Annotated in this window: 24 protein-coding genes; 13 read left to right on the top strand and 11 right to left on the bottom strand. The window is 66.3% G+C overall.

The genetic code is table 11. From position 1 onward, the window contains the following. Nucleotides 1-138 precede the first annotated feature (138 nt). The 4 genes from recA to J3A66_RS15540 form a co-directional block, all read right to left on the bottom strand. A complete protein-coding gene (gene recA, locus J3A66_RS15555) occupies nucleotides 139-1,212 on the bottom strand; it encodes a recombinase RecA (protein ID WP_031396669.1) in 1,074 nt (357 codons plus the stop codon). 313 nt (nucleotides 1,213-1,525) lie between these two features. Then, complete coding sequence (locus tag J3A66_RS15550; protein WP_209569865.1) at nucleotides 1,526-2,383, bottom strand: 4-(cytidine 5'-diphospho)-2-C-methyl-D-erythritol kinase; 858 nt, start codon at nucleotides 2,381-2,383, stop codon at nucleotides 1,526-1,528. A 20-nt stretch (nucleotides 2,384-2,403) separates the two neighbouring features. Further along, nucleotides 2,404-3,828 (bottom strand): tetratricopeptide repeat protein, encoded by a 1,425-nt coding sequence (locus tag J3A66_RS15545; protein WP_348634065.1) that lies wholly within the window; start codon nucleotides 3,826-3,828, stop codon nucleotides 2,404-2,406. Between the two features lie 4 nt (nucleotides 3,829-3,832). Then, nucleotides 3,833-5,494 carry an electron transfer flavoprotein-ubiquinone oxidoreductase gene (locus J3A66_RS15540; RefSeq protein ID WP_159511200.1) on the bottom strand — a complete coding sequence of 554 codons (1,662 nt, stop codon included), beginning with the start codon at nucleotides 5,492-5,494 and terminating at the stop codon, nucleotides 3,833-3,835. Between the two features lie 150 nt (nucleotides 5,495-5,644). Here J3A66_RS15540 and J3A66_RS15535 point away from each other — a divergent pair, with 150 nt between their 5' ends. From J3A66_RS15535 to J3A66_RS15520, 4 genes are all read left to right on the top strand, one after another. Beyond that, nucleotides 5,645-6,412 carry a uracil-DNA glycosylase gene (locus J3A66_RS15535; RefSeq protein WP_031394585.1) on the top strand — a complete coding sequence of 256 codons (768 nt, stop codon included), beginning with the start codon at nucleotides 5,645-5,647 and terminating at the stop codon, nucleotides 6,410-6,412. Then, nucleotides 6,409-8,280 (top strand): lytic transglycosylase domain-containing protein, encoded by a 1,872-nt coding sequence (locus J3A66_RS15530; protein ID WP_209569863.1) that lies wholly within the window; start codon nucleotides 6,409-6,411, stop codon nucleotides 8,278-8,280. The genes J3A66_RS15535 and J3A66_RS15530 overlap by 4 nt, the downstream gene beginning before the upstream one ends. 6 nt (nucleotides 8,281-8,286) lie before the next feature. Next, nucleotides 8,287-8,814: a molybdenum cofactor biosynthesis protein B gene (moaB, locus tag J3A66_RS15525; protein ID WP_031394583.1), complete on the top strand. Its 528-nt coding sequence runs from the start codon at nucleotides 8,287-8,289 to the stop codon at nucleotides 8,812-8,814. Between the two features lie 221 nt (nucleotides 8,815-9,035). Continuing rightward, nucleotides 9,036-9,320 (top strand): hypothetical protein, encoded by a 285-nt coding sequence (locus J3A66_RS15520; protein ID WP_192097663.1) that lies wholly within the window; start codon nucleotides 9,036-9,038, stop codon nucleotides 9,318-9,320. A gap of 9 nt (nucleotides 9,321-9,329) precedes the next feature. On the opposite strand, the gene J3A66_RS15515 is transcribed toward J3A66_RS15520, so the two are convergent. Next, a complete protein-coding gene (locus J3A66_RS15515) occupies nucleotides 9,330-9,512 on the bottom strand; it encodes a hypothetical protein (protein ID WP_031394581.1) in 183 nt (60 codons plus the stop codon). Between the two features lie 151 nt (nucleotides 9,513-9,663). Here J3A66_RS15515 and J3A66_RS15510 point away from each other — a divergent pair, with 151 nt between their 5' ends. Both J3A66_RS15510 and J3A66_RS15505 read left to right on the top strand, forming a co-directional pair. Further along, nucleotides 9,664-10,386: an outer membrane beta-barrel protein gene (locus J3A66_RS15510; protein WP_056406140.1), complete on the top strand. Its 723-nt coding sequence runs from the start codon at nucleotides 9,664-9,666 to the stop codon at nucleotides 10,384-10,386. 83 nt (nucleotides 10,387-10,469) lie between these two features. Then, complete coding sequence (locus tag J3A66_RS15505; RefSeq protein ID WP_209569862.1) at nucleotides 10,470-11,540, top strand: PA0069 family radical SAM protein; 1,071 nt, start codon at nucleotides 10,470-10,472, stop codon at nucleotides 11,538-11,540. 31 nt (nucleotides 11,541-11,571) lie between these two features. On the opposite strand, the gene J3A66_RS15500 is transcribed toward J3A66_RS15505, so the two are convergent. From J3A66_RS15500 to thiS, 4 genes are all read right to left on the bottom strand, one after another. Then, a complete protein-coding gene (locus J3A66_RS15500; protein WP_156360324.1) occupies nucleotides 11,572-11,727 on the bottom strand; it encodes a hypothetical protein in 156 nt (51 codons plus the stop codon). Between the two features lie 115 nt (nucleotides 11,728-11,842). Beyond that, a complete protein-coding gene (locus J3A66_RS15495; RefSeq protein ID WP_209569860.1) occupies nucleotides 11,843-12,505 on the bottom strand; it encodes an HAD-IA family hydrolase in 663 nt (220 codons plus the stop codon). Nucleotides 12,506-12,646: 141 nt separating this feature from the next. Beyond that, nucleotides 12,647-12,829: a CsbD family protein gene (locus tag J3A66_RS15490; protein ID WP_031394577.1), complete on the bottom strand. Its 183-nt coding sequence runs from the start codon at nucleotides 12,827-12,829 to the stop codon at nucleotides 12,647-12,649. A gap of 105 nt (nucleotides 12,830-12,934) precedes the next feature. After that, a complete protein-coding gene (thiS, locus tag J3A66_RS15485; RefSeq protein WP_081877604.1) occupies nucleotides 12,935-13,942 on the bottom strand; it encodes a sulfur carrier protein ThiS in 1,008 nt (335 codons plus the stop codon). A gap of 142 nt (nucleotides 13,943-14,084) precedes the next feature. Here thiS and aroQ point away from each other — a divergent pair, with 142 nt between their 5' ends. The 6 genes from aroQ (at nucleotide 14,085) to glnA (ending at nucleotide 18,893) form a co-directional block, all read left to right on the top strand. After that, nucleotides 14,085-14,543, top strand: coding sequence for a type II 3-dehydroquinate dehydratase (aroQ, locus tag J3A66_RS15480; RefSeq protein WP_031394575.1), 459 nt, complete (start codon nucleotides 14,085-14,087; stop codon nucleotides 14,541-14,543). 14 nt (nucleotides 14,544-14,557) lie between these two features. After that, the gene (gene accB, locus J3A66_RS15475; protein WP_037527677.1) at nucleotides 14,558-15,046 is read left to right on the top strand and encodes an acetyl-CoA carboxylase biotin carboxyl carrier protein; all 489 of its coding nucleotides are present in this window, start codon (nucleotides 14,558-14,560) and stop codon (nucleotides 15,044-15,046) included. After that, a complete protein-coding gene (gene accC, locus J3A66_RS15470) occupies nucleotides 15,046-16,398 on the top strand; it encodes an acetyl-CoA carboxylase biotin carboxylase subunit (protein ID WP_031438893.1) in 1,353 nt (450 codons plus the stop codon). Before accB ends, accC begins: the two co-directional genes overlap by 1 nt. A gap of 131 nt (nucleotides 16,399-16,529) precedes the next feature. Then, nucleotides 16,530-16,865, top strand: a complete 336-nt coding sequence (locus tag J3A66_RS15465; protein ID WP_209569858.1) for an arsenate reductase family protein — start codon at nucleotides 16,530-16,532, stop codon at nucleotides 16,863-16,865. Nucleotides 16,866-17,021: 156 nt separating this feature from the next. Then, entirely contained in the window at nucleotides 17,022-17,360 is a 339-nt protein-coding gene (locus J3A66_RS15460) for a P-II family nitrogen regulator (RefSeq protein ID WP_031394505.1), read from the top strand. 120 nt (nucleotides 17,361-17,480) lie between these two features. Beyond that, a complete protein-coding gene (glnA, locus tag J3A66_RS15455) occupies nucleotides 17,481-18,893 on the top strand; it encodes a type I glutamate--ammonia ligase (RefSeq protein ID WP_031394506.1) in 1,413 nt (470 codons plus the stop codon). 256 nt (nucleotides 18,894-19,149) lie between these two features. Here the strand turns inward: glnA and J3A66_RS15450 are convergent, their stop codons facing one another. After that, a complete protein-coding gene (locus J3A66_RS15450) occupies nucleotides 19,150-20,115 on the bottom strand; it encodes a quinone oxidoreductase (RefSeq protein WP_209569856.1) in 966 nt (321 codons plus the stop codon). A gap of 104 nt (nucleotides 20,116-20,219) precedes the next feature. Here J3A66_RS15450 and J3A66_RS15445 point away from each other — a divergent pair, with 104 nt between their 5' ends. Next, nucleotides 20,220-21,644 carry an aldehyde dehydrogenase family protein gene (locus tag J3A66_RS15445; RefSeq protein WP_209569853.1) on the top strand — a complete coding sequence of 475 codons (1,425 nt, stop codon included), beginning with the start codon at nucleotides 20,220-20,222 and terminating at the stop codon, nucleotides 21,642-21,644. A gap of 34 nt (nucleotides 21,645-21,678) precedes the next feature. Here the strand turns inward: J3A66_RS15445 and J3A66_RS15440 are convergent, their stop codons facing one another. Continuing rightward, a complete protein-coding gene (locus J3A66_RS15440) occupies nucleotides 21,679-23,454 on the bottom strand; it encodes an SLC13 family permease (protein ID WP_056406135.1) in 1,776 nt (591 codons plus the stop codon). Nucleotides 23,455-23,534: the final 80 nt, after the last annotated feature.

Below are 23,534 nucleotides of genomic sequence, written 5' to 3'. Positions count from 1 at the left end.
CCAACACGCGTCCCGCTGCGGCTCATCAGCTCAACCAGGCGAGACGAAACTCGCCCGACCCATCAGCCCTGGACGCTGCCTCGCCCTGTCACAGGACGCGGAGCCCTTCCCTGCGAGGAAAAGGGCTCCGCCCCTTACTCAGGCGTCGTCTTCGGCGTCGGGACCGACCATCATTTCCTCGGCAACCTTGTCGGTGCGCGCGCGGATCTGCTTTTCGAGACGATCGGCGGTCTCGGGATTGTCCTTGAGGAAGGTCTTCGAATTCTCGCGACCCTGACCGAGCCGTACGCTGTCATAGCTGAACCACGCACCCGATTTCTCGACGAGCCCGGCCTTCACGCCGAGATCGAGGATCTCGCCGAGCTTGGAGACGCCCTGCCCGTACATGATGTCGAATTCGACCTGCTTGAACGGCGGCGCAACCTTGTTCTTGACAACCTTCACGCGCGTCTGGTTGCCGGTGACCTCGTCGCCCGCCTTGACCGCACCGATGCGGCGAATGTCGAGACGGACCGAAGCGTAGAACTTCAGCGCGTTGCCACCCGTCGTCGTCTCCGGGTTGCCGTACATGACGCCGATCTTCATGCGGAGCTGGTTGATGAAGATCACCATGCAACGCGACCGGCTGATCGAACCGGTCAGCTTGCGAAGGCTCTGCGACATCAGACGCGCCTGAAGCCCGACATGGCTGTCGCCCATCTCGCCCTCGATTTCGGCGCGCGGCACGAGCGCTGCGACCGAATCGACGACGAGCACGTCGATCGCGTTCGAACGGACCAGCGTGTCGACGATCTCGAGCGCCTGCTCACCGGTGTCGGGTTGCGACACGATCAGCTCGTCGATGTTGACGCCGAGCTTCTTGGCATAGACCGGATCGAGTGCATGCTCGGCGTCGACGAACGCGGCGGTGCCGCCATTCTTCTGCGCTTCGGCAATGACGTGGAGCGCGAGCGTGGTCTTGCCCGAACTTTCCGGACCGTAGATCTCGATCACGCGGCCGCGCGGCAGGCCGCCGACGCCGAGCGCAATGTCGAGCCCGAGCGAGCCGGTCGAGATCACCTCGACCTGCATCGTCTCCTTCGAGCCCAGACGCATCGCCGAGCCCTTGCCGAACGCGCGGTCGATCTGCGCGAGTGCGGCATCGAGCGCCTTTTGCCGGTCGTTGGTTGCTGTTGCCATGCCGGTGTCGATCACTTTCAGATTAGCGGCCATCGATAAGCTCCCATCGCTAAAGCAAGCGCGCGTGCCATTCAACGCGTCAAACGCCATGTATCCCTTCTGTTCTCTGAGAACAAGTGCGGAACATCGGGGAATGTGAAAAAGGGCGGCCGCCTTTCGGTGACCGCCCTCCCATCATGGGTCCGCTTCGGCGTCTTGGGAGAAACCTTGGGCCGGTCGGCAAACCATGGCGCCGATCCGGTAGTGGACAGCCCGATTTGACGCTTCCGACCGGTGCGATGCAATCGATTTTACAGCGTCCGGAGTCCCAAAGCCGAACAGTTTCAACGCGGCATTTAACCCGCGTTCAGCGCAGCGTGCACGCCAGCGTCCACCAGCCCTGCGCAGCGGCATCCGTCGCCGCGGAATCGCGGGCCGCGATGCTGTCGAACAGCGCAAAGCAGGTCGCCCCCGACCCCGACATGCGCGCGAGCAGCACGCCCGGCGCCGCGTCGAGGAGTGCGCTGACCCGGGCAATCTCCGGCGCGATCGCGCAGGCCGGCGCCTCGAGGTCGTTCCGCCCGGCGATCGCGCGTTCGAGCAGCAGCCCCGCGCCGAGCGGCCCGCGGTCGATCCCGTCCCACGCGCCGAATACCGCCGCGGTCGACACCGCCACGCCCGGATTGACGCAGAGCAACGGCGTTCCCGCCAGCCCGTCGACCTCGACGAGCATGTCGCCGCGTCCGGTCCCGAACGTCGTCCGGTTGACAAGGCACGCGGGCACGTCCGCACCCAGTCGTGCGGCAATGTCGTGGAGAGCCGGATCCTGCACCGCGACGCCGTGCAACCGCGCCAGCGCGCGCAGCGTCGCCGCGGCATCGGCGGAGCCGCCACCGATCCCCGATGCGATCGGCAGCCGCTTGTCGAGCGTGATCGCGTGGTGCGCGGCGATCCCGAACGTCGCGACGAACGCGTCCGCCGCGGCCGTCACGAGGTTGCCGTCCCATGGCGCGGCGTCGGTGCCCCCCGCCGCCGGACGCAATGCCGCGGCGAACGGCCCGATGATGGCAAAGCTGTCAGCGTCCGCCGTGCGCACCGTGACGACGTCGCCATGCTCGGCAAAGGCAAACAGCGTCTCGAGTTCATGATAGCCATCCGCGCGACGGTGACGCACATGCAGCGCGAGATTGATCTTGGCAGGTGCGGTTTCGGTCGTCGTCGGCATCGGGGTCTCGGGATCAGGGGTCAGCGGCGCGCAGCGATCGGCAGGCCGGTGTCGATCTTCGCGGCGATGCGCGCGCGCTCCTCGGCATCGCCGGTGACGATCGCGGCCTGCCACGCATAGCGCGCCTCGTAGCGTCGGCCCATGCTCCAATAGGCATCACCCAGATGATCGCCGATTTCGGCATTGGTCGGCTCCGCCTGCGCGGCACGCTCGAGCAACGGCAGCGCGCGTCGCGTATCGCCGGCGCGGTGATAGGCCCAGCCGAGCGAGTCGGTGACGGACGGGTTGGCGGGATCGAGCCGGCTCGCCCGTTCGAGCAGGCGAATCGAGCCCGCGATGTCGTCGCCATGCTCGACCTGTGCGAATCCCAGATAATTGAGCGCGAGCGGTTGCGTCGGGGCGAGGGCAACCGCCTTGCGGAGCGCGACGCGGGCCTCGGGCCAGCGGCCCGCCTGATCGAGCGCCCCGCCATATTGCAGCCACGCCCCCCAGCTTCCGCGCGCGGCCGCCGGCGCGCTGCGGTCCGCCGCCAGAACCCGGCCATACCACTGCGCCGCCGCCGCCGCATCGCCGGTCGTCAGCAACAGGTCAGCGTAACGCTGCCAGTCACCGGCGACCGCCTCCTGCCGCTCGGCGCGTGTCCTCGCGATGGCCAGCGCCGCCTCGTCACGGCCGGCAACCGACAGGATTTCGAGACGCTTGGCGATCGCCGCCTCTGCGGACGGCGACGTGCCATCGACCCTGTCGAGCACCGCCATTGCGCGGTCGACCCGGTCGCTATGCGCAAGCGCGTCGGCAAGGACGATTCGCGCGGGGGCATAATCGGGATCGGCCTCCACCGCCGCCTGAGCTAGCGCGATTGCCAGCGGCGACGGCGCCCCTGCGACAAGGTCCCCCGCCAAACCCGCGAGTGTCTGTGCAACGGCAAGGCCGAGTGGCTGGCGCGCGGGGGCGGCAGCGATGCGCTTACGCGTCTCGGCAGCGAAGCGGCGCGCGACCGGATCCTCGCCCGCGGTTGCCAGCGCCGCGCCCGGGTCACGATGCTCGGCACGCGCCACCCACGCGTTCAGCGATGGTGCGAGCACCACCAGCGGGCCCTTGCCGAGCGTGGCGATCGCCGTCCGGGTCGCCCTGGTGTCGCCCTTGCGCGCGGCGGCGGCGAGCGGGAACAGTGCAGCGTCCGCGGGCGCGACCCCGGCTTTCGCCAGCACCCCCGCCGCGCGCGCGACGAGCGGCATGTCGCCCGCCTCGATTCCCTCCCGGTAGGCGCGGATCGCAACGACCGGATCGTCGGGTGCCGCCGCCAGTGCCCGAGCATACTGGTCCGCGGCAATCATCACCCTCCCGTCCGCATCCGCGGCGCGCGCCTTGAGATAGGCAGAGAGACCACCGGTGTCGGCCAGCGCCGCCGTCGGGGCGGTCAGCAGGCCGATCGCCAGCAGCACAGACTTACATGTTGGGATAGTTGGGGCCTCCACCGCCCTCGGGCACGACCCAGTTGATGTTCTGTGTCGGGTCCTTGATGTCGCAGGTCTTGCAGTGGACGCAGTTCTGCGCGTTGATCACGAACTTCGGATCGCCCGTCTCTTCGCCCACCACCTCGTAAACGCCGGCCGGGCAATAGCGTTGCGCGGGCTCGTCGTACATCGGCAGGTTGTAGGCGATCGGCACCGCCGGGTCCTTCAGCGTCAGGTGGACCGGCTGGTCCTCCTCGTGATTGGTGTTCGAGATGAACACCGACGACAGCCGGTCGAACGTCAGCACGCCGTCCGCCTTGGGATAGACGATCGGCTTGACCAGATCCTTGCGCCACAGGCTTTCGTGATCGGGATGATGGTGCAGCGTGAACGGCACCTTCAGACCCCAATGCTCGAGCCACATCGTCACACCGGCAAGGCCGGACCCGAGCATGTCGCCGAACTTCTTGACCAGCGGCACGACGTTGCGGACGACCGACAGCTCCTTCTTCACCCAGCTGCGCTCGAACGCCTCCGGATAGGCGGCGAGTTCGTCATGCCCGCGCTGCGACACGATCGCCTCGACCGCGGCCTCGGCCGCCATCATGCCGGACTTCATCGCGGTGTGCGTCCCCTTGATCCGCGGCACGTTGAGGAAGCCAGCGCTGTCGCCGATCAGCGCGGCACCCGGCATCACCAGTTTCGGAATCGACTGCAGCCCGCCATCGCTGATCGCGCGTGCGCCGTAGCTGACACGCTTGGCGCCCTTCAGCAGCGCCGCGATCTCGGGATGCGTCTTCCAGCGCTGCATCTCGTGGAACGGCGAGAGATGCGGATTGGTGTAGTTCAGCCAGGTGACGAAGCCGATCGAGACCTGGCCATTGGCCTGGTGATAGATCCAGCCGCCGCCGTTCGACCCGTCGGTCTCGCTGAGCGGCCAGCCCTGCGTATGGATGACGCGGCCAGGCGAATGGAGCGCGGGATCGATGTCCCACAGTTCCTTGATGCCCAGGCCGTAGACCTGCGGGTCGCTGTCCTTGGCGAGATCGAACTTCGCGATCAGCTGCTTGGTCAGGTGACCGCGGCAGCCTTCGGAAAAGAAGGTGTATTTGGCGTGGAGTTCGAGCCCCGGGGTATAGTCGCCCTTGTGCGTGCCGTCGCGCGCGACGCCCATGTCACCGGTCGCGACGCCCTTCACCGACCCGTCGTCGTTGAACAGGATCTCGGCAGCCGCGAAGCCGGGGAAGATCTCGACGCCGAGCTCCTCCGCCTTGCCCGCCATCCAGCGGCACAGATTGCCGAGGCTGCCGGTATAGGTGCCCTTGTTGTGCATGAACGACGGCGTGACGAAGTGCGGCATCTCGCTCTTCTTCGTCTTGCTGAGGATCCAGTGGTGATTCTCCGTCACCGGCACTTCCGCCAGCGGGCAGCCATCCTCGCGCCAGTCGGGCAGCAGCTCGTCGAGGCTCTTGGGATCGATGACCGCGCCCGACAGGATGTGCGCGCCGACCTCGGATCCCTTTTCGAGCACGCAGACCGAGATGTCCGCGTCCTTCTCGGCCGCCAGCTGTTTCAGCCGGATCGCTGCCGAAAGCCCCGCCGGACCTGCGCCGACGATCACTACGTCGTAGGGCATCGATTCACGTGTCGTCATCATCGTCTCCCGGGGGATGGTCCCTGTCTGCCCGGCTTCCCGCCCCTCCCGTTCGTTCGGGCTCGGGCCGGCACCGTCTTGTCCGTGTCGCGTCTATTTAGGCGATTGCGCGAGTTGACCGCCACGTCAACCACGCAGCATAGGAGACATATGGGGGCGGATCAGACCATCGACTGGCGCAACGCCGCGGTCAGCGTGCTCGACTGGTGGCACGATGCCGGTGTCGACATGCTCGTCGACGACGCCCCGCGCGACTGGTTCGCGGCACCCGAACCGCTGGTTATCGCGCCGCCGGCGCCCGCCGGCGTGCCCGTCGCACCGCCGGTGGCGGTCGCCACGATGCCGCTGTCGCTGACCGAATTCCTGGCCTGGCGCACCGGCGCGGACGTGCCCGAGGCGGGATGGAACGGCATTTCGCTGGCGGCCGAAGGGCCGGCTGACGCTACGGTCATGGTGCTTGCGGACTGCCCCGATCGTGACGACGGCACGGACAATGGCGGCGCCGGTCAATTGCTGAGCGGCGCATCGGGTCGCCTGCTCGACCGCATGCTCGCGGCCATCGGGCTGACCCGGTCGGAGGTTCATGTCGCGGCGGTCTGCGCCAAGCGCCCGACCGCGGGTCGCATCCAGCGCGAGGTCGAGGACCGGCTGGCGGAGATCGCCAAGCATCACATCGAACTTGTTGCGCCCAAGCGGTTGCTTCTGCTCGGCAATGCGGCGAGCCGTGCCATCCTCGGGATGGAATTGCAGGCCGCGCGGGGACGTTTACATGGAATTAGCCATAAGGTCGGAGAAGCAGGCGTGGTCGCCAGCTTTCACCCGCGCTTTCTGATCGAGAAGCCGGCGGCCAAGGCAGAAGCCTGGAAGGATTTGCAGATGTTGATGGGGGGCCAGATGTCTCAGGAGACGCGGGCATGACCCGCACGCTCGCAATCCTGCTCGGTTGTGCGGCATTGCCGCTGCCCGCTCTGGCGGCACCGATCGCCGACAGCGGTACGGGCGATGCCCGACTCGTTGCCGGTGCACCGACCGCCGAACAGATTCCCGATCAGCTCGATCCGGCGCAGCGTGACGCCTATCGCGCGGTCTTCGGCGCGATCCGCGACGGCAAATGGACCGATGCGCAGATCCAGCTCGATACCATGAAGCCCGGCCCGCTCCACGCAATCGCGCGCGCCGAGATGTACATCGCCAAGGGATCGCCGAGGATCGAGATGGCGCCGCTCGTCGCGCTGCTGAACGAGGCCCCCGAGCTCCCCGAAGCAGAACAGATTGCACGCCTCGCCGCGGTCCGCGGCGCGGTCGATCTGCCTCCCCTGCCCGTCGCGCAGCGTTTGATCTGGCAGGACGGCGCACCGCGTCGGGTACGCGCGAAGAGCCTCAAAGGCGATATGATCGCCGCCGACCTCGCGCTGAAGATGCAGCCTTACGTCAAGGCGGACATGGGCCGCGAGGCACAGTCGCTGCTCGACAGCACGCCCGGTCTCACGCCCGAGACGCTGACCGAATGGCAGCAGAAGATCGCGTGGATCTATTTCCTCCAAGGTGACGACGCCAATGCGCGCGTGATGGCCGCCAAGGGCCAGGACGGCATCGGTGAATGGGCGGTCCAGGCGCGCTGGGTCGGCGCGCTGGCTGCGTGGCGGCAGAATGATTGTGCCAACGCCGGTACCGGGTTCGAAGGCGTCGCGGCACGCGCGGGCGATGTCGATCTGCGCGCCGCAGCGCTCTACTGGGCGTCGCGCGCCGACATGGTCTGCGCGCGTCCCGACAAGATCCAGGGTCGGCTGAAGGCCGCGGCGCAGTTCGGCGAAAGCTTCTACGGCCAGCTCGCACGACAGCAGCTCGCGATGGCCGATCCCGCGCGGGTCGGCGGCAGCGGTCCCGGCGGCGTCGTCGCGCGCGACTGGAAGGTCGTCGAGAAGCGCCCCAATGTCCGCGTCGCAGCTGCGCTCGTCGAGGTCGGCGAGACCGAACTGGCCGATACCGTCATCCGCCAGCAGGCGAAGATCGGCGATCCCCGCGAATTCCGCAATCTCGTCCGGGTCGCAGAGGCGCTCAGCCTGCCCGCGACGACCGTCTGGCTCGCCCACAACTGTCCGCAAGGGATCACCACCGCGGCCGAGGCGCGCTATCCGACGCCGAACTGGACGCCCGACAGCGGCTGGCACATCGACAAGGCGCTGGTCTACGCGCACACGCTCGAGGAGTCCCGCTTCCGCAACACGGTACGCAGCCCCGCGGGCGCTTACGGCCTGATGCAGATCATGCCCGCCGCGGCGACCGACTTTGCGCGCGAACGCGGCACGTCGATCGACCTCAAAGCGCTGACCAAGCCGTCGACCAACATGGACATCGGCCAGCGGCATCTCGAACGGCTGCGCGACATGGCCGGCGTTACCGGCGGGCTGCTGCCCAAGGTGATCGCAGCCTATAATGCGGGCCCGCGCCCGGTCGGCGACTGGAACGCGATCGTCCACGATAATGGCGATCCGCTGCTGTATATCGAGAGCATTCCCTATTGGGAGACGCGCGGCTACGTCACCACCGTGCTGCGCAACTACTGGATGTACGAGGCGCAGGGTGGCCGGAAGGCCTCGACCAGCCGCAACGCACTGGCGCAGGGCATGTGGCCGCGTTTCCCCGGCCTGCCCGGCGCGACCGCGATCCGCATGAACGCCCGGCCCAATGCGCGCGCGAGCGCGAGCCTCACCGCGCATCAGCCGATGATCGCGGTCAACGCCAGCATCGGTGCGCAATCCTCCACCGTCACACGCGCGGACTGATCTTTTATGCCAATCGACGAAAGCCGGACCTTCCTGCCGGTCCGAATCGCCGTGCTGACGGTGTCCGACACGCGCGGGCTGGCCGAGGATCGCTCGGGCGATACGCTCGTCGCGCGGCTGGCAGAGGCAGGGCATGTGCTCGCCGACCGCCGGATCGAGAAGGATGACGTCGAGACGATCGTCGCCCGCCTCCACGCCTGGATCGATGATCCGGAAGTCGACTGCGTCATCACCACGGGCGGCACCGGCGTCACCGGCCGCGACGTGACGCCCGAGGCGGTCGAGCGCGTCGCCGAAAAGATGATCCCCGGGTTCGGCGAGCTGTTCCGGATGCTCAGCTACAAGACGATCGGCACGTCGACGGTGCAGTCGCGGGCCTGCGCCTGTGTCGCGCACGGCACCTATATCTTCGCGCTGCCGGGTTCGACCGGCGCTGTGAAGGACGGGTGGGACGGGATCCTGCGCGACCAGCTCGACAGCCGTCACCGGCCCTGCAACTTCGTCGAACTGATGCCGCGCCTGCTCGAGCGCTGAGCGCGCACGTCGACGGGCCATGTTTCGGCATCGATTCCCAACTGATGGCGTGATTTCCGCTGGGCGTAGTTCGCGCTGATCGCCGCTGCGGGCAAAAAGACGAGGTTTTAGAGCGCAGAAGCGAAGTGTCTTAGTGTAGTAGTCAACTGGCACGCCAGATGCATTGGTCTTCATGCCGCCCCCGGGCGGCTCGACCTCATCTTCTGGAAGGACACACCGTCATGCCCGCTCTGCCAACCACGCGCACGCTCGGCCGCACCGTCACCCTCATCACGATCGCCATCGCCACGGCCGCCAGCCCGACGATCGCGAACGCCGCTCCGCGGGGAAGCGCGACACAGGCCCAGATGACGACGCTGAAATATGATGCGAAGTCGCGCAAATATTGCCTGACCGAACCCGCGGTCACCGGCACCCGCATCGACCGGATCACCTGCCGCACCGCATCCGCCTGGGCCGCGTCGGGCCTCGACATGCCGAAGGAGTTGATCCTCGCCCAGAAATGATCGTGGCGTTCAGCCTCTCGCGGCGTGGATCAGATCGACGAGCTGCTTGTTGATCGCCGCGCCGTGGAGGTGGAGATGCACCGCGTCATACCCCTCGCGGCGCAATCGCTGGCGCAGGCCGTTGACCGAATCGCACTCGCCGGACCGCGCAAGTTCGAAGGCCCGCTCCACCGTCGTCAGATTCTCTGCCATACCCCGTTCTACGCGCAAAACCGCCGCGCGACCATCCGTGGCGCCTTACCCGGCCTGCCGCGCTTCCGGTTAACGTCCTGTCAGCATTCCCGCGCGATACCAGGCCAGTACCGCCCGTCGACGACGACGGCGGCAAGGGGGAAGTATCAGTATGCGTAACATCTACCTGCTCGCGCTCGTCGCAGCCGGGACCGCCACCACGCCTGTCGTGGCGCAGTCGTCCGACGGCCGGACCTATGACGGTCGCGCCTATGACCGATTCGACCGCGATTCGCGCGGCAATCCGGCGAGCCAGGTGTCGGGCCTGCGGGTCGAACCGCGGATCGGCTATGAACGCGTCATTTCGGAGCTGAACGTCGACACGGCGAACGACTCGGCAAGTGTCCGCGTCGGCAAGAGCGGCGTCACCTATGGCGGCGAGGTCGGCTATGACGCGCAGGTCAATGTCAGCGCGGTGCTCGGCGTCTATGCCGGTCTCGAAGGGTCGAGCGCGAAGGAGTGCGAGAACGACATCGTGAGCGTGGGCGATCGCACCTGCATCGCCGCGAACCGCAACATCACCGTCGGCGCCCGCGGCGGCTATCTCCTGTCCCCGACCACGCTTCTGTATGTGAAGGGCGGCTTTTCGAGTGGCCGGTTGCGCCTGAGCAACCGCAACGCGACGGTTGAGGAAAACAACGTCGCGGGGTCCGACTCGCTCAGCGGCTTCCACGCGGGGGCCGGTATCCAGACCGCGTTCTCATCGCGCTTCTATGGCAAGCTCGAGTACGTCTACACCGATTATAACGGCTATGAGGTGAACGACGGCACGACCAAGACCAGCCTCGATTTCAGTCGCCACCAGGCGATCGCGGGGTTCGGCGTCAGGTTCTGAACGCGCATGACGACACCCGGGCGGCGTCGGGGATGCCGCCCGTTTGTTCTTTCTTCGTTCCTCACCCGATGTTAGTATCGGGCATGACCAGACCCCGCCCGGTACGCGGCGCGACGCTGAACGGCGAAAGCACGCGCTTCAACCTGCCGCAGACCGAAGCGGACGGCGACTGGCTTGATGCACGCGATGCGATTGACGGCGCCGCACCCCGGCTGCGGACGACCGTCACGGTCGAGCGCGCCAGGACGATCATCAGTCGCAATGCGTCACCCGACATCCCCTTCGACCGCTCGATCAACCCCTATCGCGGTTGTGAGCATGGCTGCATCTACTGCTTTGCCAGGCCGAGCCACGCGTTTCACGATCTGTCGCCCGGGCTCGATTTCGAAAGCCGGCTGTTCGCCAAGCCCGACGCCGCCGCGCTGCTCCGGTCCGAACTGGCGAAACCGGGGTACAGCGCGCGGCCGATGGCGCTGGGAACCAACACCGATCCCTACCAACCGATCGAAGCCGACTGGCGGATCACTCGCGGCATCATCGAGGTGCTGGCCGAGACCAACCACCCGCTGACGATCACGACCAAGTCGGATCGCGTCATCCGCGATCTCGATCTGCTCGCCCCGATGGCGGCAAAGGGGCTGGCCGCGGTCGCGATGTCAATCATCTCGCTCGATCCGAAAATCGCGGCAACGCTCGAACCCCGCGCGCCGCATCCCGAGCGACGGCTTGCGGCGGTCAGCGCGCTCGCGGCGGCGGGCGTGCCGGTCTATGTCTCGATCGCGCCGGTGATCCCCGCGATCACCGATCACGAGATCGAACATCTGATCGCGCGCGCCGCGCAGGCCGGTGCGCGTTTTGCGTTCTTCATCCCGGTCCGCCTGCCCTGGGAGGTCGCGCCGCTGTTCCGTGCGTGGCTGGACGCGCATTTTCCCGATCGCGCCGGCAAGGTCATGGCGACGATCCAGTCGATCCGCGGCGGTCGCGACAATGATCCGGGGTTCGGCAGCCGGATGAAGGGGCAAGGCCCCTGGGCGGACCTGCTGAAGACGAGGTTCGACATTGCCGTGCGCAAGCAAGGACTTAACGCGGAACGGGTCGGACTGCGCTGCGACCTGTTCCGCGCACCACAGGGCCCGCAGGGCGAATTATTCTGATCCAGGCCCCGGCTGGTTGCGGCCCCCGTGATCAGATCAGGCGCAGCGCCTGATCCAGCTGCTCGCGATAATATCGTTCGAGGTCGCGGTGCATCTGCGCGACCGCGGGGTTCGGTGCGATGCGCGCGAGTACGGCCTGATCGTCCATGAAGCGTTCGAGCTTGGCTGGTCGCACCGGAAATTCCATCCGCCGATCCTGCGCTCAACTCATTACCAGTGTATATCCATAATGCGTCGAAAACAGATCAATCTCGGATAGTTACCCGTCATGCGGCCGGATCGACGATGTCATGATCCAGCCCTTATTCGCGGCCAAGCCGCCAGCGATCCGGGCCGTCGGCCGTAAGCTCAACACCGTCATAATCCACAATCGCATGCCGCGCTGCGTCCACGCGGTGGTCGCGGCCATGGGTTGCCGTGATGACGACGACATCGGATCCCGCGGCATCGGCTGCCGCAATACCTGCCGGTGCATCCTCGAAGACAAGACAGTCGGATGCCGGTACACCCAGACGCTCGGCGGCCAGCAGGAAACAGTCGGGCGCGGGCTTGCCTTTTGCGACGTCCTCGGCCGCGATGAACTGCGCCGGGATCGCCAGACCCGCGGCGGCAAGACGCCGCTCGGCCAGCGCGCGCGGTGCCGAGGTCACGATCGTCCAGCGCCCGGCCGGCAGTGTCGCGAGGAAATCAGCCGCACCACGGATCGGGGTAATGTCCCCGACATCCTCCATCTCGGCGGCGGTGATCGCAGCCGCTTCGACGACCGGGTCGACGCCGGGCAGACCCAGCCGCCGAACCGTCTCGACCGACTGAACGCCGTGGATCGTTGGCAGAAACGTCGCGACGTCCAGCCCATGCGCGATCGCCCATGCGGTCCAGGTGCGCTCGGCCGACGCGATCGACGTCAGGATCGTCCCGTCCATGTCGAACAGGAAAGCGGCGTAGCTGCGGGTCGGCAGGGTCATGGAGTATCTCGCTTGGTCATTTGGATGTCCTGATCGGCAGCGACGCCATTATCAGGTCCCGCGCAGCGCGCGATGGCGACGTCAAAGAAAAAGCCGCTCCGGTTTCCCGAAGCGGCCATATTTCTGTCATCAAGCCTAAGCTTAGATGTCGTCGCCGAGCGCGCCCTTGACGCTGCCCTTGACGTTCTGCGCAGTACCCTTGGCCTGCTGTGCTTCGCCTTCTGCGACCATACGGTCGTTATCGGTTGCCTTGCCTACGGCTTCCTTGACGTTGCCTGCAACCTTGTTGCCTGCGGCTGCGACCTTATCGGTGAATTCGCCCATGAGAGCCTCCACTATGTTGTGCGATACGCCAATCGTACCGCTCTGAACTTGTGAGACTATAACGGCCGTCTTTATCGAGGGTTCCGTGACGTTTGCGTCATGGTGTCAGATCAGGCCGGCAAGCGGGCTCGAGGGATCGGCATAACGCCGCTGCCCCATCCGCCCTGCGCGATAGGCGAGACGCCCCGATTCGACCGCGGCCTTCATCGCCGCGGCCATCATCAGCGGATCCTTCGCCTCCGCGATCGCGGTGTTCATCAGCACGCCGTCGCAGCCAAGCTCCATCGCCACCGCCGCATCCGATGCCGTGCCGACGCCCGCATCGACGAGCACAGGCACCCCTGCCCCCTCGACGATCAGCCTGATCGTCACGCGGTTCTGGATACCCAGACCCGAGCCGATCGGCGCACCCAGCGGCATGATCGCAACCGCGCCCGCATTCTCCAGCCGCTTGGTTGCGATCGGATCGTCGACGCAATAGACCATCGGCTTGAAGCCCTCGTTCGCCAGGATCTCGGTTGCGCGCAGCGTCTCGACCATGTCGGGATAAAGCGTCTTCGCCTCCCCCAGCACCTCGAGCTTCACCAGCTCCCAGCCGCCCGCCTCGCGCGCCAGCCGCAGCGTGCGGATCGCCGATTCGGCGTCGAAACAGCCCGCAGTGTTGGGGAGGTAGGTGATCTTTTTCGGGTCGATGAAGTCGGTCAGCATCGGCGCATTGCGATCCGACACGTTGACGCGGCGCACCGCGACGGTGACGATCTCTGCCCCCGAGGCCTCGACCGCGGCGGCGTTCTGCGCGAAATCCTTGTACTTGCCGGTGCCGACGATCAGTCGCGAGCGGAAGGTGCGGCCGGCGACCGTCCAGCTGTCGGTGTCGATCGCCGCGGCATGATCACCGCCGCCGACGAAGTGCACGATCTCGAGGTCGTCGCCATCCTCGACCATCACGTCCGCCAGCGTCGAACGCGGCACCACCTCCATATTGCGTTCGACCGCGATCTTTTCGGGGATGAGGCCCAGCTCGGTCGCGAGCCCTGCAAGGCTGAGGCCGGTGGAGACACGCTTGTGCTCGCCGTTCACGGTGATCGAGACGGTGCCGTCGGAGTGGGGCATGCAGAGTTTTCCGTTCGTTTCGACCGAAGTCGGGAAACCACCCGTCCGCTGCCGGTCTCATGTCTCGACTTCGCTCGACACGAACGGGTAAGGGGGGTGCATATAGAGGGTGGTTTGCCGCCCCTGCAACCAGGAGCAGCCTTTGCCCGCGACAGTCCCTGCCACCGTCCCTGCGACAATCTTCGTCCTGAACGGCCCCAACCTCAACTTGCTGGGGACGCGCGAGCCGGAGATTTACGGCGACGAGACGCTCGACGACATCGCCGGCCAGCTCGAGGACCGCGCGCGAGAACTCGACCTGACGATCGACATGCGCCAGTCGAATCACGAAGGGCACCTCGTCGACTGGATCCAGGAGGCGCAGGCGCGCGGCGCGAAGGCCGTCATCCTCAATGCCGGCGCGTTCACGCATACCTCGGTCGCGGTCCATGACGCGATCAAGGGCGTGAAGACGCCGGTGATCGAAGTCCATCTTTCCAATCCCCACGCCCGCGAATCGTTCAGGCACGTCAGCCTGGTCGGACAGGCGGCGAAGGGAACGATCGCGGGTTTCGGCGCGCTTTCGTATCTGCTCGCGCTTGAAGCCGTCGCACGGTTCTGACAGGAGGCCCCGCCATGACCGATACACCAGAAACAACAGGCGCAATGCAGGTCGATGTGACCCTGGTGCGCCAGCTCGCCGAACTGCTCGACACCACGCAGCTGACCGAGATCGAAGTTGAGGACGGCTCGCGCCGGATCCGCGTCGCACGCAAGGCGGCGCAGGCCGCGCCCGTCGCGCACTATGCCCCCGCCCCTGCGGCGCCCGCCGTCTCCGCACCGCTGGCGATCCCGCAGGCCGAGGTCGGCGCGTCCGCCCCGGCGATCAGCGCGAGCGCGGTCAAGTCGCCGATGGTCGGCACCGTCTATCTCGCTGCCAACCCCGAGGCGAAGCCGTTCTCGACCGTCGGCCAGAAGGTCAATGCGGGCGACACGCTGCTGATCATCGAGGCGATGAAGGTGATGAACACGATCGTCGCGCCCTCGGCCGGCACCGTCACCGCGATCCTCGTCGAAAACGGCCAGCCGGTCGAATTCGACCAGCCGCTGGTCGTGGTCGAATAATGAAGCAAATCAAGAAGCTGCTCATTGCGAACCGCGGCGAGATCGCGCTGCGGATCCACCGTGCCTGCCATGAGATGGGCATCAAGACGGTGGCGGTCCATTCGACCGCCGACGCCGACGCGATGCACGTAAGGCTCGCGGACGAGGCGATCTGCATCGGACCGCCGTCGGCGACCGACAGCTATCTGAACATCCCCAACATCATCTCCGCCGCCGAGATCAGCGGCGCGGATGCGATCCATCCGGGCTACGGCTTTCTGAGCGAGAACGCGCAGTTCGCCGAGATCGTCGAGCTGCACAACATCCTGTTCGTCGGCCCAAAGCCCGAGCACATCCGCACGATGGGCGACAAGGTCCAGGCCAAGCGCACCGCAGGCGCGCTCGGGCTGCCGCTCGTCCCCGGCTCGGACGGTGCGATCAGCGACATCGCCGAGGCCAAGCGGATCGCCGACGAGATCGGCTATCCGGTGATCATCAAGGCGGCATCCGGCGGCGGCGGTCGCGGGATGAAGGTCGTCACCGACGCCGAAGACCTCGAAACGCAGATGCAGCAGGCCGGCAGCGAGGCGAAGGCCGCGTTCGGCGACGCCACCGTCTACATGGAAAAATACCTCGGCAATCCGCGGCATATCGAATTCCAGATCTTCGGCGATGGCGAGGGCAACGCGATCCATCTCGGCGAGCGCGACTGCTCGCTCCAGCGCCGCCACCAGAAGGTGCTTGAGGAAGCCCCCTCGCCGATCATCACCGCGGAAGAGCGTGAGCGGATGGGCGGCATCGTCGCCAAGGCGATGGCCGACATGGGCTATCGCGGCGCGGGGACGATCGAGTTCCTGTGGGAAGCGGGTGAGTTCTACTTCATCGAGATGAACACCCGGCTCCAGGTCGAGCATCCGGTGACCGAGATGATCACCGGCCTCGATCTCGTGCGTGAACAGATCCGCATCGCCGAGGGGCATCCGCTGACGCTGCGCCAGGAAGACGTGCAGTTCCGCGGCCATGCGATCGAATGCCGCATCAATGCCGAGGATCCGCGCACCTTCGCGCCGTCGCCGGGGCTGGTGAAGCTCTATCATGCGCCGGGCGGGATGCATGTTCGCGTCGATAGCGGGCTCTATGCCGGCTACCGCGTGCCGCCTTATTACGATTCGATGGTCGCCAAGCTGATCGTCTACGGCGCGACGCGTCAGGGCGCACTGCGACGGTTGCGGCGTGCGCTTGAGGAGATGGTGATCGAGGGCGTCACGACGACGATTCCCCTGCACCGTGCACTGCTCGACGATCCTGAGTTCCAGGAAGGCGCGTACACGATCAAGTGGCTGGAAGAGTGGCTCGCCAAGCAGGGGGCGTAAGCGCTCCTGCCACTTAGAATGTTCTCCCGCGAAGGCGGGAGCCCAGACTGGGCTCCCGCCTTCGCGGGAGAACAAGAACCGGGCGGGACACATGGTCCGGCCGAGGCCAGTCCAATGACGACGGAGCATTCGTGAAGGCGACGATCTACCACAACTCGAAATGCTCCAAGTCGCGCGAGGCGCTCGCGCTGTTGCAAGAGGCCGGTGCGGACGTCACGATCGTCGAATATCTGAAGACTCCCCCGTCGCGCGCCGAACTCGTCCGTCTCTACGACCGCGCAGGCATGACGCCGCGCCAGGGCCTGCGCATGGCAGAGGACGGCGCGAAGGCGGTCAAGCATGGCGACACCGAAGCGATCCTCGACGCGATGATGATCGATCCGCTGCTGATCGAGCGTCCGCTGGTCGAGACCGACAAAGGCGTCCGCCTCGGACGGCCCATCGCGCGGCTGCACGAAATTCTGTGATCGCTGCCCCCGCATCGTGCACATCCGTTCCGGATGCTGTATTTTCGGGCAGGGTTTACGGGTGAATCGGTCGTTGCCCAAGGTGGCGACAACTGGCACGTTTGGTGCAAGGCGCCCTGTAGGGCGTTGGTTTCAACGACAATCGGGGGCGTACCTGTGAAAAAGATCGAAGCCATCATCAAGCCGTTCAAGCTTGATGAGGTGAAGGAAGCGCTGCACGAGATCGGCGTAAGCGGCATCACCGTGACCGAGGCCAAGGGCTTTGGCCGGCAGAAAGGCCATACCGAGCTGTATCGTGGCGCCGAATATGTCGTTGACTTCCTGCCCAAGGTGAAACTCGAGGTCGTCGTCGCGGATGGTCTGGCACAGCGCGTCGTCGAGGCGATTGCAGCAGCCGCGCAGACCGGCCGGATCGGCGACGGCAAGATCTTCGTCATTCCCGTCGAAAGCGCGCTGCGCATCCGTACCGGCGAGCGCGACGACGACGCGATTTAACGGCTTTACTGACACCGACTTCATTTGACGCGGCGCAACAATCTGTGGAATTAGCGCGCTGCGCCGCACTATCATTTCCGGCATATCTGCCGACCTATCGAGCAAAGAGGGCTTAGCATCATGGCAAATTCGGCCAACGACGTCCTGAAGATGATCAAGGACCAGGAGATCGAGTGGGTCGATCTGCGCTTCACCGATCCCAAGGGAAAGTGGCAGCATCTGACGATGGTCGCCAGCCTGATCGGTGAAGACGAGCTGACCGACGGCCTGATGTTCGACGGCTCGTCGATCGAGGGCTGGAAGGCGATTAACGAGAGCGACATGACGCTCAAGCCCGATCTCGACGCGGTCTATGTCGATCCGTTCTCGGCGACGCCGATGATGATCCTGATCTGCGACATCGCCGATCCGTCGACCGGCGAGCTCTACGCCCGCGATCCGCGCTCGACCGCCAAGCGCGCCGAGGCGTATCTGCTGACGACCGGCGTCGGCGACACCGTCTATGTCGGTCCCGAAGCCGAATTCTTCATGTTCGACGACGTCCGGTTCGAGAACAGCTATTCGACCAGCTATTACAAGATCGACGACATCGAACTGCCGGGCAATTCGGGCCGTGAATATGAGGGCGGCAATCTCGGCCACCGTCCGCGCGCCAAGGGCGGCTATTTCCCGGTCGCGCCGGTCGACAGCGCCGTCGACATCCGCGGCGAGATGGTCTCGACGATGATCGAGATGGGCCTTCCCTGCGACAAGCATCACCACGAGGTCGCGGCTGCACAGCATGAGCTGGGCCTAACCTTCGGCACGCTGACGCAGACCGCGGATCGCATGCAGATCTACAAGTACGTCGTCCACCAGGTCGCGCACGCATACGGCAAGACGGCGACGTTCATGCCCAAGCCGATCAAGGAGGACAACGGCTCGGGGATGCACACGCACTTCTCGATCTGGGATGGCAAGACCCCGCTGTTCGCCGGCAACGGCTATGCGGGCCTCAGCGACATGTGCCTGTATTTCATCGGCGGCATCATCAAGCATGCCAAGGCGGTCAACGCGTTCACCAACCCGACGACCAACAGCTACAAGCGCCTCGTCCCCGGCTACGAAGCGCCCGTGCTGCTCGCCTATTCGGCGCGCAACCGCTCGGCCTCGTGCCGCATTCCGTACGGCACCGGCCCCAAGGCGAAGCGCGTCGAAGTGCGCTTCCCCGATGCGCTCGCCAACCCGTATCTCGCTTATGCGGCGCTGATGATGGCCGGCATGGACGGCATCCTGAACAAGATCCATCCGGGCGAAGCGATGGACAAGAACCTGTACGACCTGCCGCCCGCAGAACTCGCCCAGGTCCCGACCGTCGCGGGTTCGCTCCGCGAGGCACTCGACTGCCTGCTCGCGGATCACGACTTCCTGCTCAAGGGTGACGTGTTCTCGAAGGATCAGATCGAGAGCTACGTCGAGATCAAGCGTGCTGAAGTTGCGCGTTGGGAGATGACGCCGAGCCCGGTCGAGTATGACATGTACTACAGCGGCTAATCTGCCGTGCCGGCAGCTTAGCCGCTGTCGGCCGGCGTCGCCTATGGCGACGACCGACGACGTGGCTTCGCCACGGCGCTGACAGAGAAAAGGGCGCCCGGAGCAATCCGGGCGTCCTTTTTCCGTTGAGGTGCTCTGCAAACTCCACCGACCGGGGAGGCTCAAACTGCACGATACATCCAGACCCTGTGTCCCCGCGGAGGCGGCGCCCCAGTCTGGCCTCCCGCCTTCGCGGGAGAACATGGCTGCGGCGCGCTCAGGCCAGCAGCACGCTACTCCCGAACGTCTCCCCCGCCTCGAGCGCCCGGTGCGCATCCGCCGCATCCTCCAGCGCAAAGGTCTGGCCGATCTCGGGCTTGAACGCGCCCTGCTCGAGCATCGCGAACACTCGGTCGACCATCGCCTGCCGGTGCTCGGCATAATCGAACAGCGTCGGGCGCGTCACGAACAGCGACCCCTTGGCCGCCAGCACGCCGAGATTGACACCATCGACCACGCCGCCTGCATTGCCGAAGCTGACGATAAGACCCCGCTTCGCCGCACTGTCGAGTGACGCCTGCCATGTCGCGCCGCCGACACCGTCGAGCACCACGGGCACGCCCTTCCCGCCGGTGATCTCGCGCACCCGCGCCGCGATATCCTCGGACCGGTGGAGAATGACGTGATCGGCCCCCGCCTTGTGCGTCCGTTCGGCCTTTGCTTCGCTGCCGACGCTGGCGATCACGGTCGCGCCGATCGCCTTCAGCCAGCCGACGAGGATATGCCCGACCCCGCCCGCGGCGGCATGGACAAGCACCGTCTGCCCCGCCTCGACGCGCGCACAGCGTTCGATCAGGAACTCCGCAGTGCAGCCTTTGAGCAGGATCGCCGCGGCGGTGCGGTCGTCGAGCGTGTCGGGCAAATGGAAGAGCTCACCCGCGGGCACGTTGCGCTCGGTGGCGTAGGCCCCGCGCGCCGGGCCGAAGGTGCCGACGCGGTCGCCCGGGGCAAAGCCCTTGACCCCCTCGCCCACCTTCATCACCACGCCGACCGCCTCGCTACCGAGCCCTGAGGGCAACGCTACCGGATAGACGCCGCTGCGGTGATAGGTGTCGATATAGTTCAGCCCGACCGCGGTGTTGCGCATCCACACCTCGCCCTTGCCCGGCGCGGGCAGGTCGACGTCGTCCCACTGGATCACCTCGGGGCCACCGGTCGTCCTGATTGTCGCTACGCGTGCCATGCCCGTCTCCTGTTGGTCATGACCCTAACTAGGCTCCGCGTTTCGGGTTGCAACCGATCCGCCCGACGCCCATTCCTCTGCAAAACACGATGCGGAGAGGCATGATGAAGAGCTATCTGAAGCAGTATATCGACGGCGCCTGGGTCGACAGCGACGGCGGCCGGATCCACCAGGTCATCGACCCCTCGACCGAACAGCCCTGTACCGAGATCACGCTCGGCACCGCGGCCGATGTCGACAAGGCGGTCGCCGCCGCCCGCGCCGCGTTCGAAAGCTGGAGCCAGACGAGCGTGCAGGAGCGGCTCGAAATGCTCGGCCGGATCATGACCGAGTACAAGGCGCGCATGCCCGATCTGGCCAAGGCGATGTCGCAGGAAATGGGCGCGCCGATGGCGCTCGCGTCGATGGCGCAGGCCCCGACCGGCCTCGCCCATTTCTCCGGGACCGCCAAGGCGCTGGCGGCGTTCGAATTTTCCGAAGTCATCGGCAAGGCGACCGTCGTGCACGAACCGCTCGGCGTCGTCGCGATGATCACGCCCTGGAACTGGCCGCTCAACCAGATCTGCGCGAAGGTCGCGCCAGCGCTGGCGGCAGGCGACACGATGATCCTGAAGCCGTCCGAGGAGGCGCCCTCCTGCGCAATCATCCTCGCCGAGATCATGGATGCCGCGGGCGTCCCGGCGGGAGTGTTCAACCTCGTCAACGGCGACGGCCCCGGCGTCGGCGCGGCGCTGTCGAGCCACCGCGACGTCGACATGGTCAGCTTCACCGGGTCGACCCGCGCGGGGATCGCAGTCGCGCAGGCCGCCGCTCCGACGGTCAAGCGCGTTCATCAGGAGTTGGGCGGCAAGGCGGCCAACCTCGTGCTCGAGGGGGCGGACCTTGCCAAAGTCCTGCCGCCGACGGTGGCGGGCGTGCTCGCCAATTCGGGGCAGAGCTGCATCGCGCCGACCCGGCTGCTAGTTCATGCCAGCCAGGTTGCCGAGGCCACCGCGATCGTCAAGACGATGATGGAGCAGACCAAAGTGGGCGACCCTGCCGAAATGGGCCAGCATATCGGCCCCGTCGTCAACAAGGCGCAGTTCGACAAGATCCAGGGGCTGATCCAGTCGGCGATCGACGAGGGTGCGACGCTGGTCACGGGCGGCGTGGGGCGTCCCGACGGGCGCAACGCGGGCTATTATATCCAGCCGACCTTGTTCACCGATGTCCGCCCCGACATGCGGATCGCGCAGGAGGAGACTTTCGGCCCGGTCGCGACGATCACCGCCTACGCCAACCAGGAGGAGGGCATCCGCATCGCCAACGCGACCGAATACGGGCTGTCTGCAACGATCTCGGGCGACCCGGCCGCCGCAGCGAAAGTGGCGCCAAAGCTGCGCGCTGGGCTGGTCACGATCAATTCGTGGAGCCCCGACATCGGCGCGCCGTTCGGCGGCTACAAGCAATCGGGCAATGGCCGCGAGAATGGCCGCTACGGGCTGACCGACTTCATGGAAGTGAAGACGGTGGTGGGCCTGCCCGGCTGATGCCGCCGACGCCCCCTCCCCCGCGGGAGGGGGCTCAGTGCATCGGCCAGACCGCGACGATCAGCGGCGTGCCGACCAGCAGCACCAGCAGCGACAGTGGCGCGCCGAGCCGGGCGTAATCGCTGAACTTGTAGCCGCCCGGCCCCATGACCAGCGTGTTGCACTGATGACCGATCGGCGTGAGGAAGTCGCACCCCGCGCCGACCGCGGTCGCCATCAGAAACGCCTCCGGCCGATAGCCGAGATCTCCCGCAAACGTCGCTGCGATCGGCGCCATCACCAGCACGGTCGCGGCATTGTTCAGGAACGGCGTGACCGCCATCGCCGCTGCCAGGATCAGCGCGACCGCCCCCCAGGGCGGCAGCGTCGATGCGGTCGCGGACAGCCAGGTCGCGATGACATCCGATGCCCCGGTGGTGCGAAGCGAATCGCTGACCGGAATCAACGCGCCGAGCATGATCAGGATTGGCCATTCGACATGGTCATAGGCCTCGCGCACCGGCAGCACGCCGGTCGCCATGATCAGCCCCGCCGCCGCGAAGAACGCCACCGCCACGGGCACGAACCCCATCGCCGTCGCCCCCATCGCGACGCCGAGAATCCCGATCGGCAGCCAGCTACGCTTCGACACGCCGAGTCGCATCTCGCGCTGTGCCAGCGGCAGGCAGCCCAGGTCGCGCAACTTGCCGGGTAGCTGTTCGAGCGGCCCCTGCAGCACCAGCACGTCACCCGCGCGCAGCTCGATATTCGCCAGCCTGCGCGACAGATGCTCGCCCTGTCGCGAGATCGCGATAAGGTTGACCCCGAACCGCGCCTGCAGCGCAAGCCGCGCCGCGGTCCGGCCCGCCAGCGGCGAACCGACATTGACGACCGCCTCGATCACGCCGACTTCATCGTCGTCCGCCTGATCCGCCTTTTCGCGGTCCTCGCCTTCCAGCTTCAGCCGGTCGCGCGCAATGACGCGTTCGAGCGCATCGGGTTCGCCGCCGAGGATCAGTACGTCGCCCGCCCTCAGGTGTGTATGCTCGTTCGGCGCGCTGCGCATGCCCGCGCGCAGGATCCGCGTGATCGACACCTCGCCGTCGTGCCGTGCGAGAAAATCCTCGACCGACTCGTCGACCGCGGGGGACGTCTCGGGGATCGCCGCTTCGGTGATATACCCCTTGATGTCGAGCGCCTCGCCCATCGTCGGCGCAGCCCGCCGGTCGCGCGGCAGCAGGCGATAGGCGAAGCGCAGATAGATCAGCCCCATTACCGTCAGCCCGAGCCCGACCGGCGCATAGTCGAACATGCCGAAGGGATGTCCGGTCATCTGCTCGCGGACGCGGCTGACGATGATGTTGGGCGAGGTACCGACAAGCGTGATGAGACCGCCGAGCAGCGACGCGGTCGCCATCGGCATAAGGAACACCGATGGCGAGGTGTTGTTCTTCTTCGCCATCTGGAACGCGGCGGGCATCAGCATCGCCAGCGCGCCGATATTCTTGACCAGCGCGGACGAGAACCCCACCGACGCGGTCAGCACGACAAGCTGCGACCGCACCCGCGTGACCCGCTTTGCAAGCTTCGCCAGCGCCAGTTCGATAACCCCCGAGCGCTGGACCGCCGCCGAGATGACGAGCGCCGAACCGACGATGATCACGATGTCGTCGGAAAAGCCCTTGAAAGCGTCCTTCGGACTGACGATCCCGAGCGCGATACTCGCTAGCAACGCCAGGATAGCTGTGACGTCGTAGCGAAACCGTCCCCAGATGAAGAGCATCATCATGCCGATGAGCGTGGCGATCGAAAGGGATTGGGGAAGGGTCATCTGGCCTCGATATGTGACTGCCGATCAACCAAACCCGAGGAGGCTGGTTCCCACGGAGCAGGGAATCGCCGGGCGATGGC

It is taken from the genome of Sphingomonas sp. PvP018 (genome assembly GCF_017876865.1).
Classification (GTDB): Bacteria; Pseudomonadota; Alphaproteobacteria; order Sphingomonadales; family Sphingomonadaceae; genus Sphingomonas; species Sphingomonas aerolata.
This window is presented reverse-complemented; position numbering and strand designations above follow the sequence as displayed.

Excerpts from the sequence above, each read along its gene's own strand:
- J3A66_RS15490 (WP_031394577.1), bottom strand. The coding sequence starts at position 12,829 with ATGGGCGAATTCACCGATAAGGTCGCAGCCGCAGGCAACAAGGTTGCA.
- J3A66_RS15535 (WP_031394585.1), top strand. The coding sequence starts at position 5,645 with ATGGGGGCGGATCAGACCATCGACTGGCGCAACGCCGCGGTCAGCGTG.
- J3A66_RS15550 (WP_209569865.1), bottom strand. The coding sequence starts at position 2,383 with ATGCCGACGACGACCGAAACCGCACCTGCCAAGATCAATCTCGCGCTG.
- J3A66_RS15520 (WP_192097663.1), top strand. The coding sequence starts at position 9,036 with ATGCCCGCTCTGCCAACCACGCGCACGCTCGGCCGCACCGTCACCCTC.
- glnA (WP_031394506.1), top strand. The coding sequence starts at position 17,481 with ATGGCAAATTCGGCCAACGACGTCCTGAAGATGATCAAGGACCAGGAG.
- accC (WP_031438893.1), top strand. The coding sequence starts at position 15,046 with ATGAAGCAAATCAAGAAGCTGCTCATTGCGAACCGCGGCGAGATCGCG.
- J3A66_RS15515 (WP_031394581.1), bottom strand. The coding sequence starts at position 9,512 with ATGGCAGAGAATCTGACGACGGTGGAGCGGGCCTTCGAACTTGCGCGG.
- accB (WP_037527677.1), top strand. The coding sequence starts at position 14,558 with ATGACCGATACACCAGAAACAACAGGCGCAATGCAGGTCGATGTGACC.
- J3A66_RS15440 (WP_056406135.1), bottom strand. The coding sequence starts at position 23,454 with ATGACCCTTCCCCAATCCCTTTCGATCGCCACGCTCATCGGCATGATG.
- J3A66_RS15445 (WP_209569853.1), top strand. The coding sequence starts at position 20,220 with ATGAAGAGCTATCTGAAGCAGTATATCGACGGCGCCTGGGTCGACAGC.
- moaB (WP_031394583.1), top strand. The coding sequence starts at position 8,287 with ATGCCAATCGACGAAAGCCGGACCTTCCTGCCGGTCCGAATCGCCGTG.
- thiS (WP_081877604.1), bottom strand. The coding sequence starts at position 13,942 with ATGCCCCACTCCGACGGCACCGTCTCGATCACCGTGAACGGCGAGCAC.
- J3A66_RS15450 (WP_209569856.1), bottom strand. The coding sequence starts at position 20,115 with ATGGCACGCGTAGCGACAATCAGGACGACCGGTGGCCCCGAGGTGATC.
- recA (WP_031396669.1), bottom strand. The coding sequence starts at position 1,212 with ATGGCCGCTAATCTGAAAGTGATCGACACCGGCATGGCAACAGCAACC.
- J3A66_RS15505 (WP_209569862.1), top strand. The coding sequence starts at position 10,470 with ATGACCAGACCCCGCCCGGTACGCGGCGCGACGCTGAACGGCGAAAGC.
- J3A66_RS15540 (WP_159511200.1), bottom strand. The coding sequence starts at position 5,494 with ATGACGACACGTGAATCGATGCCCTACGACGTAGTGATCGTCGGCGCA.
- J3A66_RS15500 (WP_156360324.1), bottom strand. The coding sequence starts at position 11,727 with ATGGAATTTCCGGTGCGACCAGCCAAGCTCGAACGCTTCATGGACGAT.
- J3A66_RS15530 (WP_209569863.1), top strand. The coding sequence starts at position 6,409 with ATGACCCGCACGCTCGCAATCCTGCTCGGTTGTGCGGCATTGCCGCTG.
- J3A66_RS15510 (WP_056406140.1), top strand. The coding sequence starts at position 9,664 with ATGCGTAACATCTACCTGCTCGCGCTCGTCGCAGCCGGGACCGCCACC.
- J3A66_RS15495 (WP_209569860.1), bottom strand. The coding sequence starts at position 12,505 with ATGACCCTGCCGACCCGCAGCTACGCCGCTTTCCTGTTCGACATGGAC.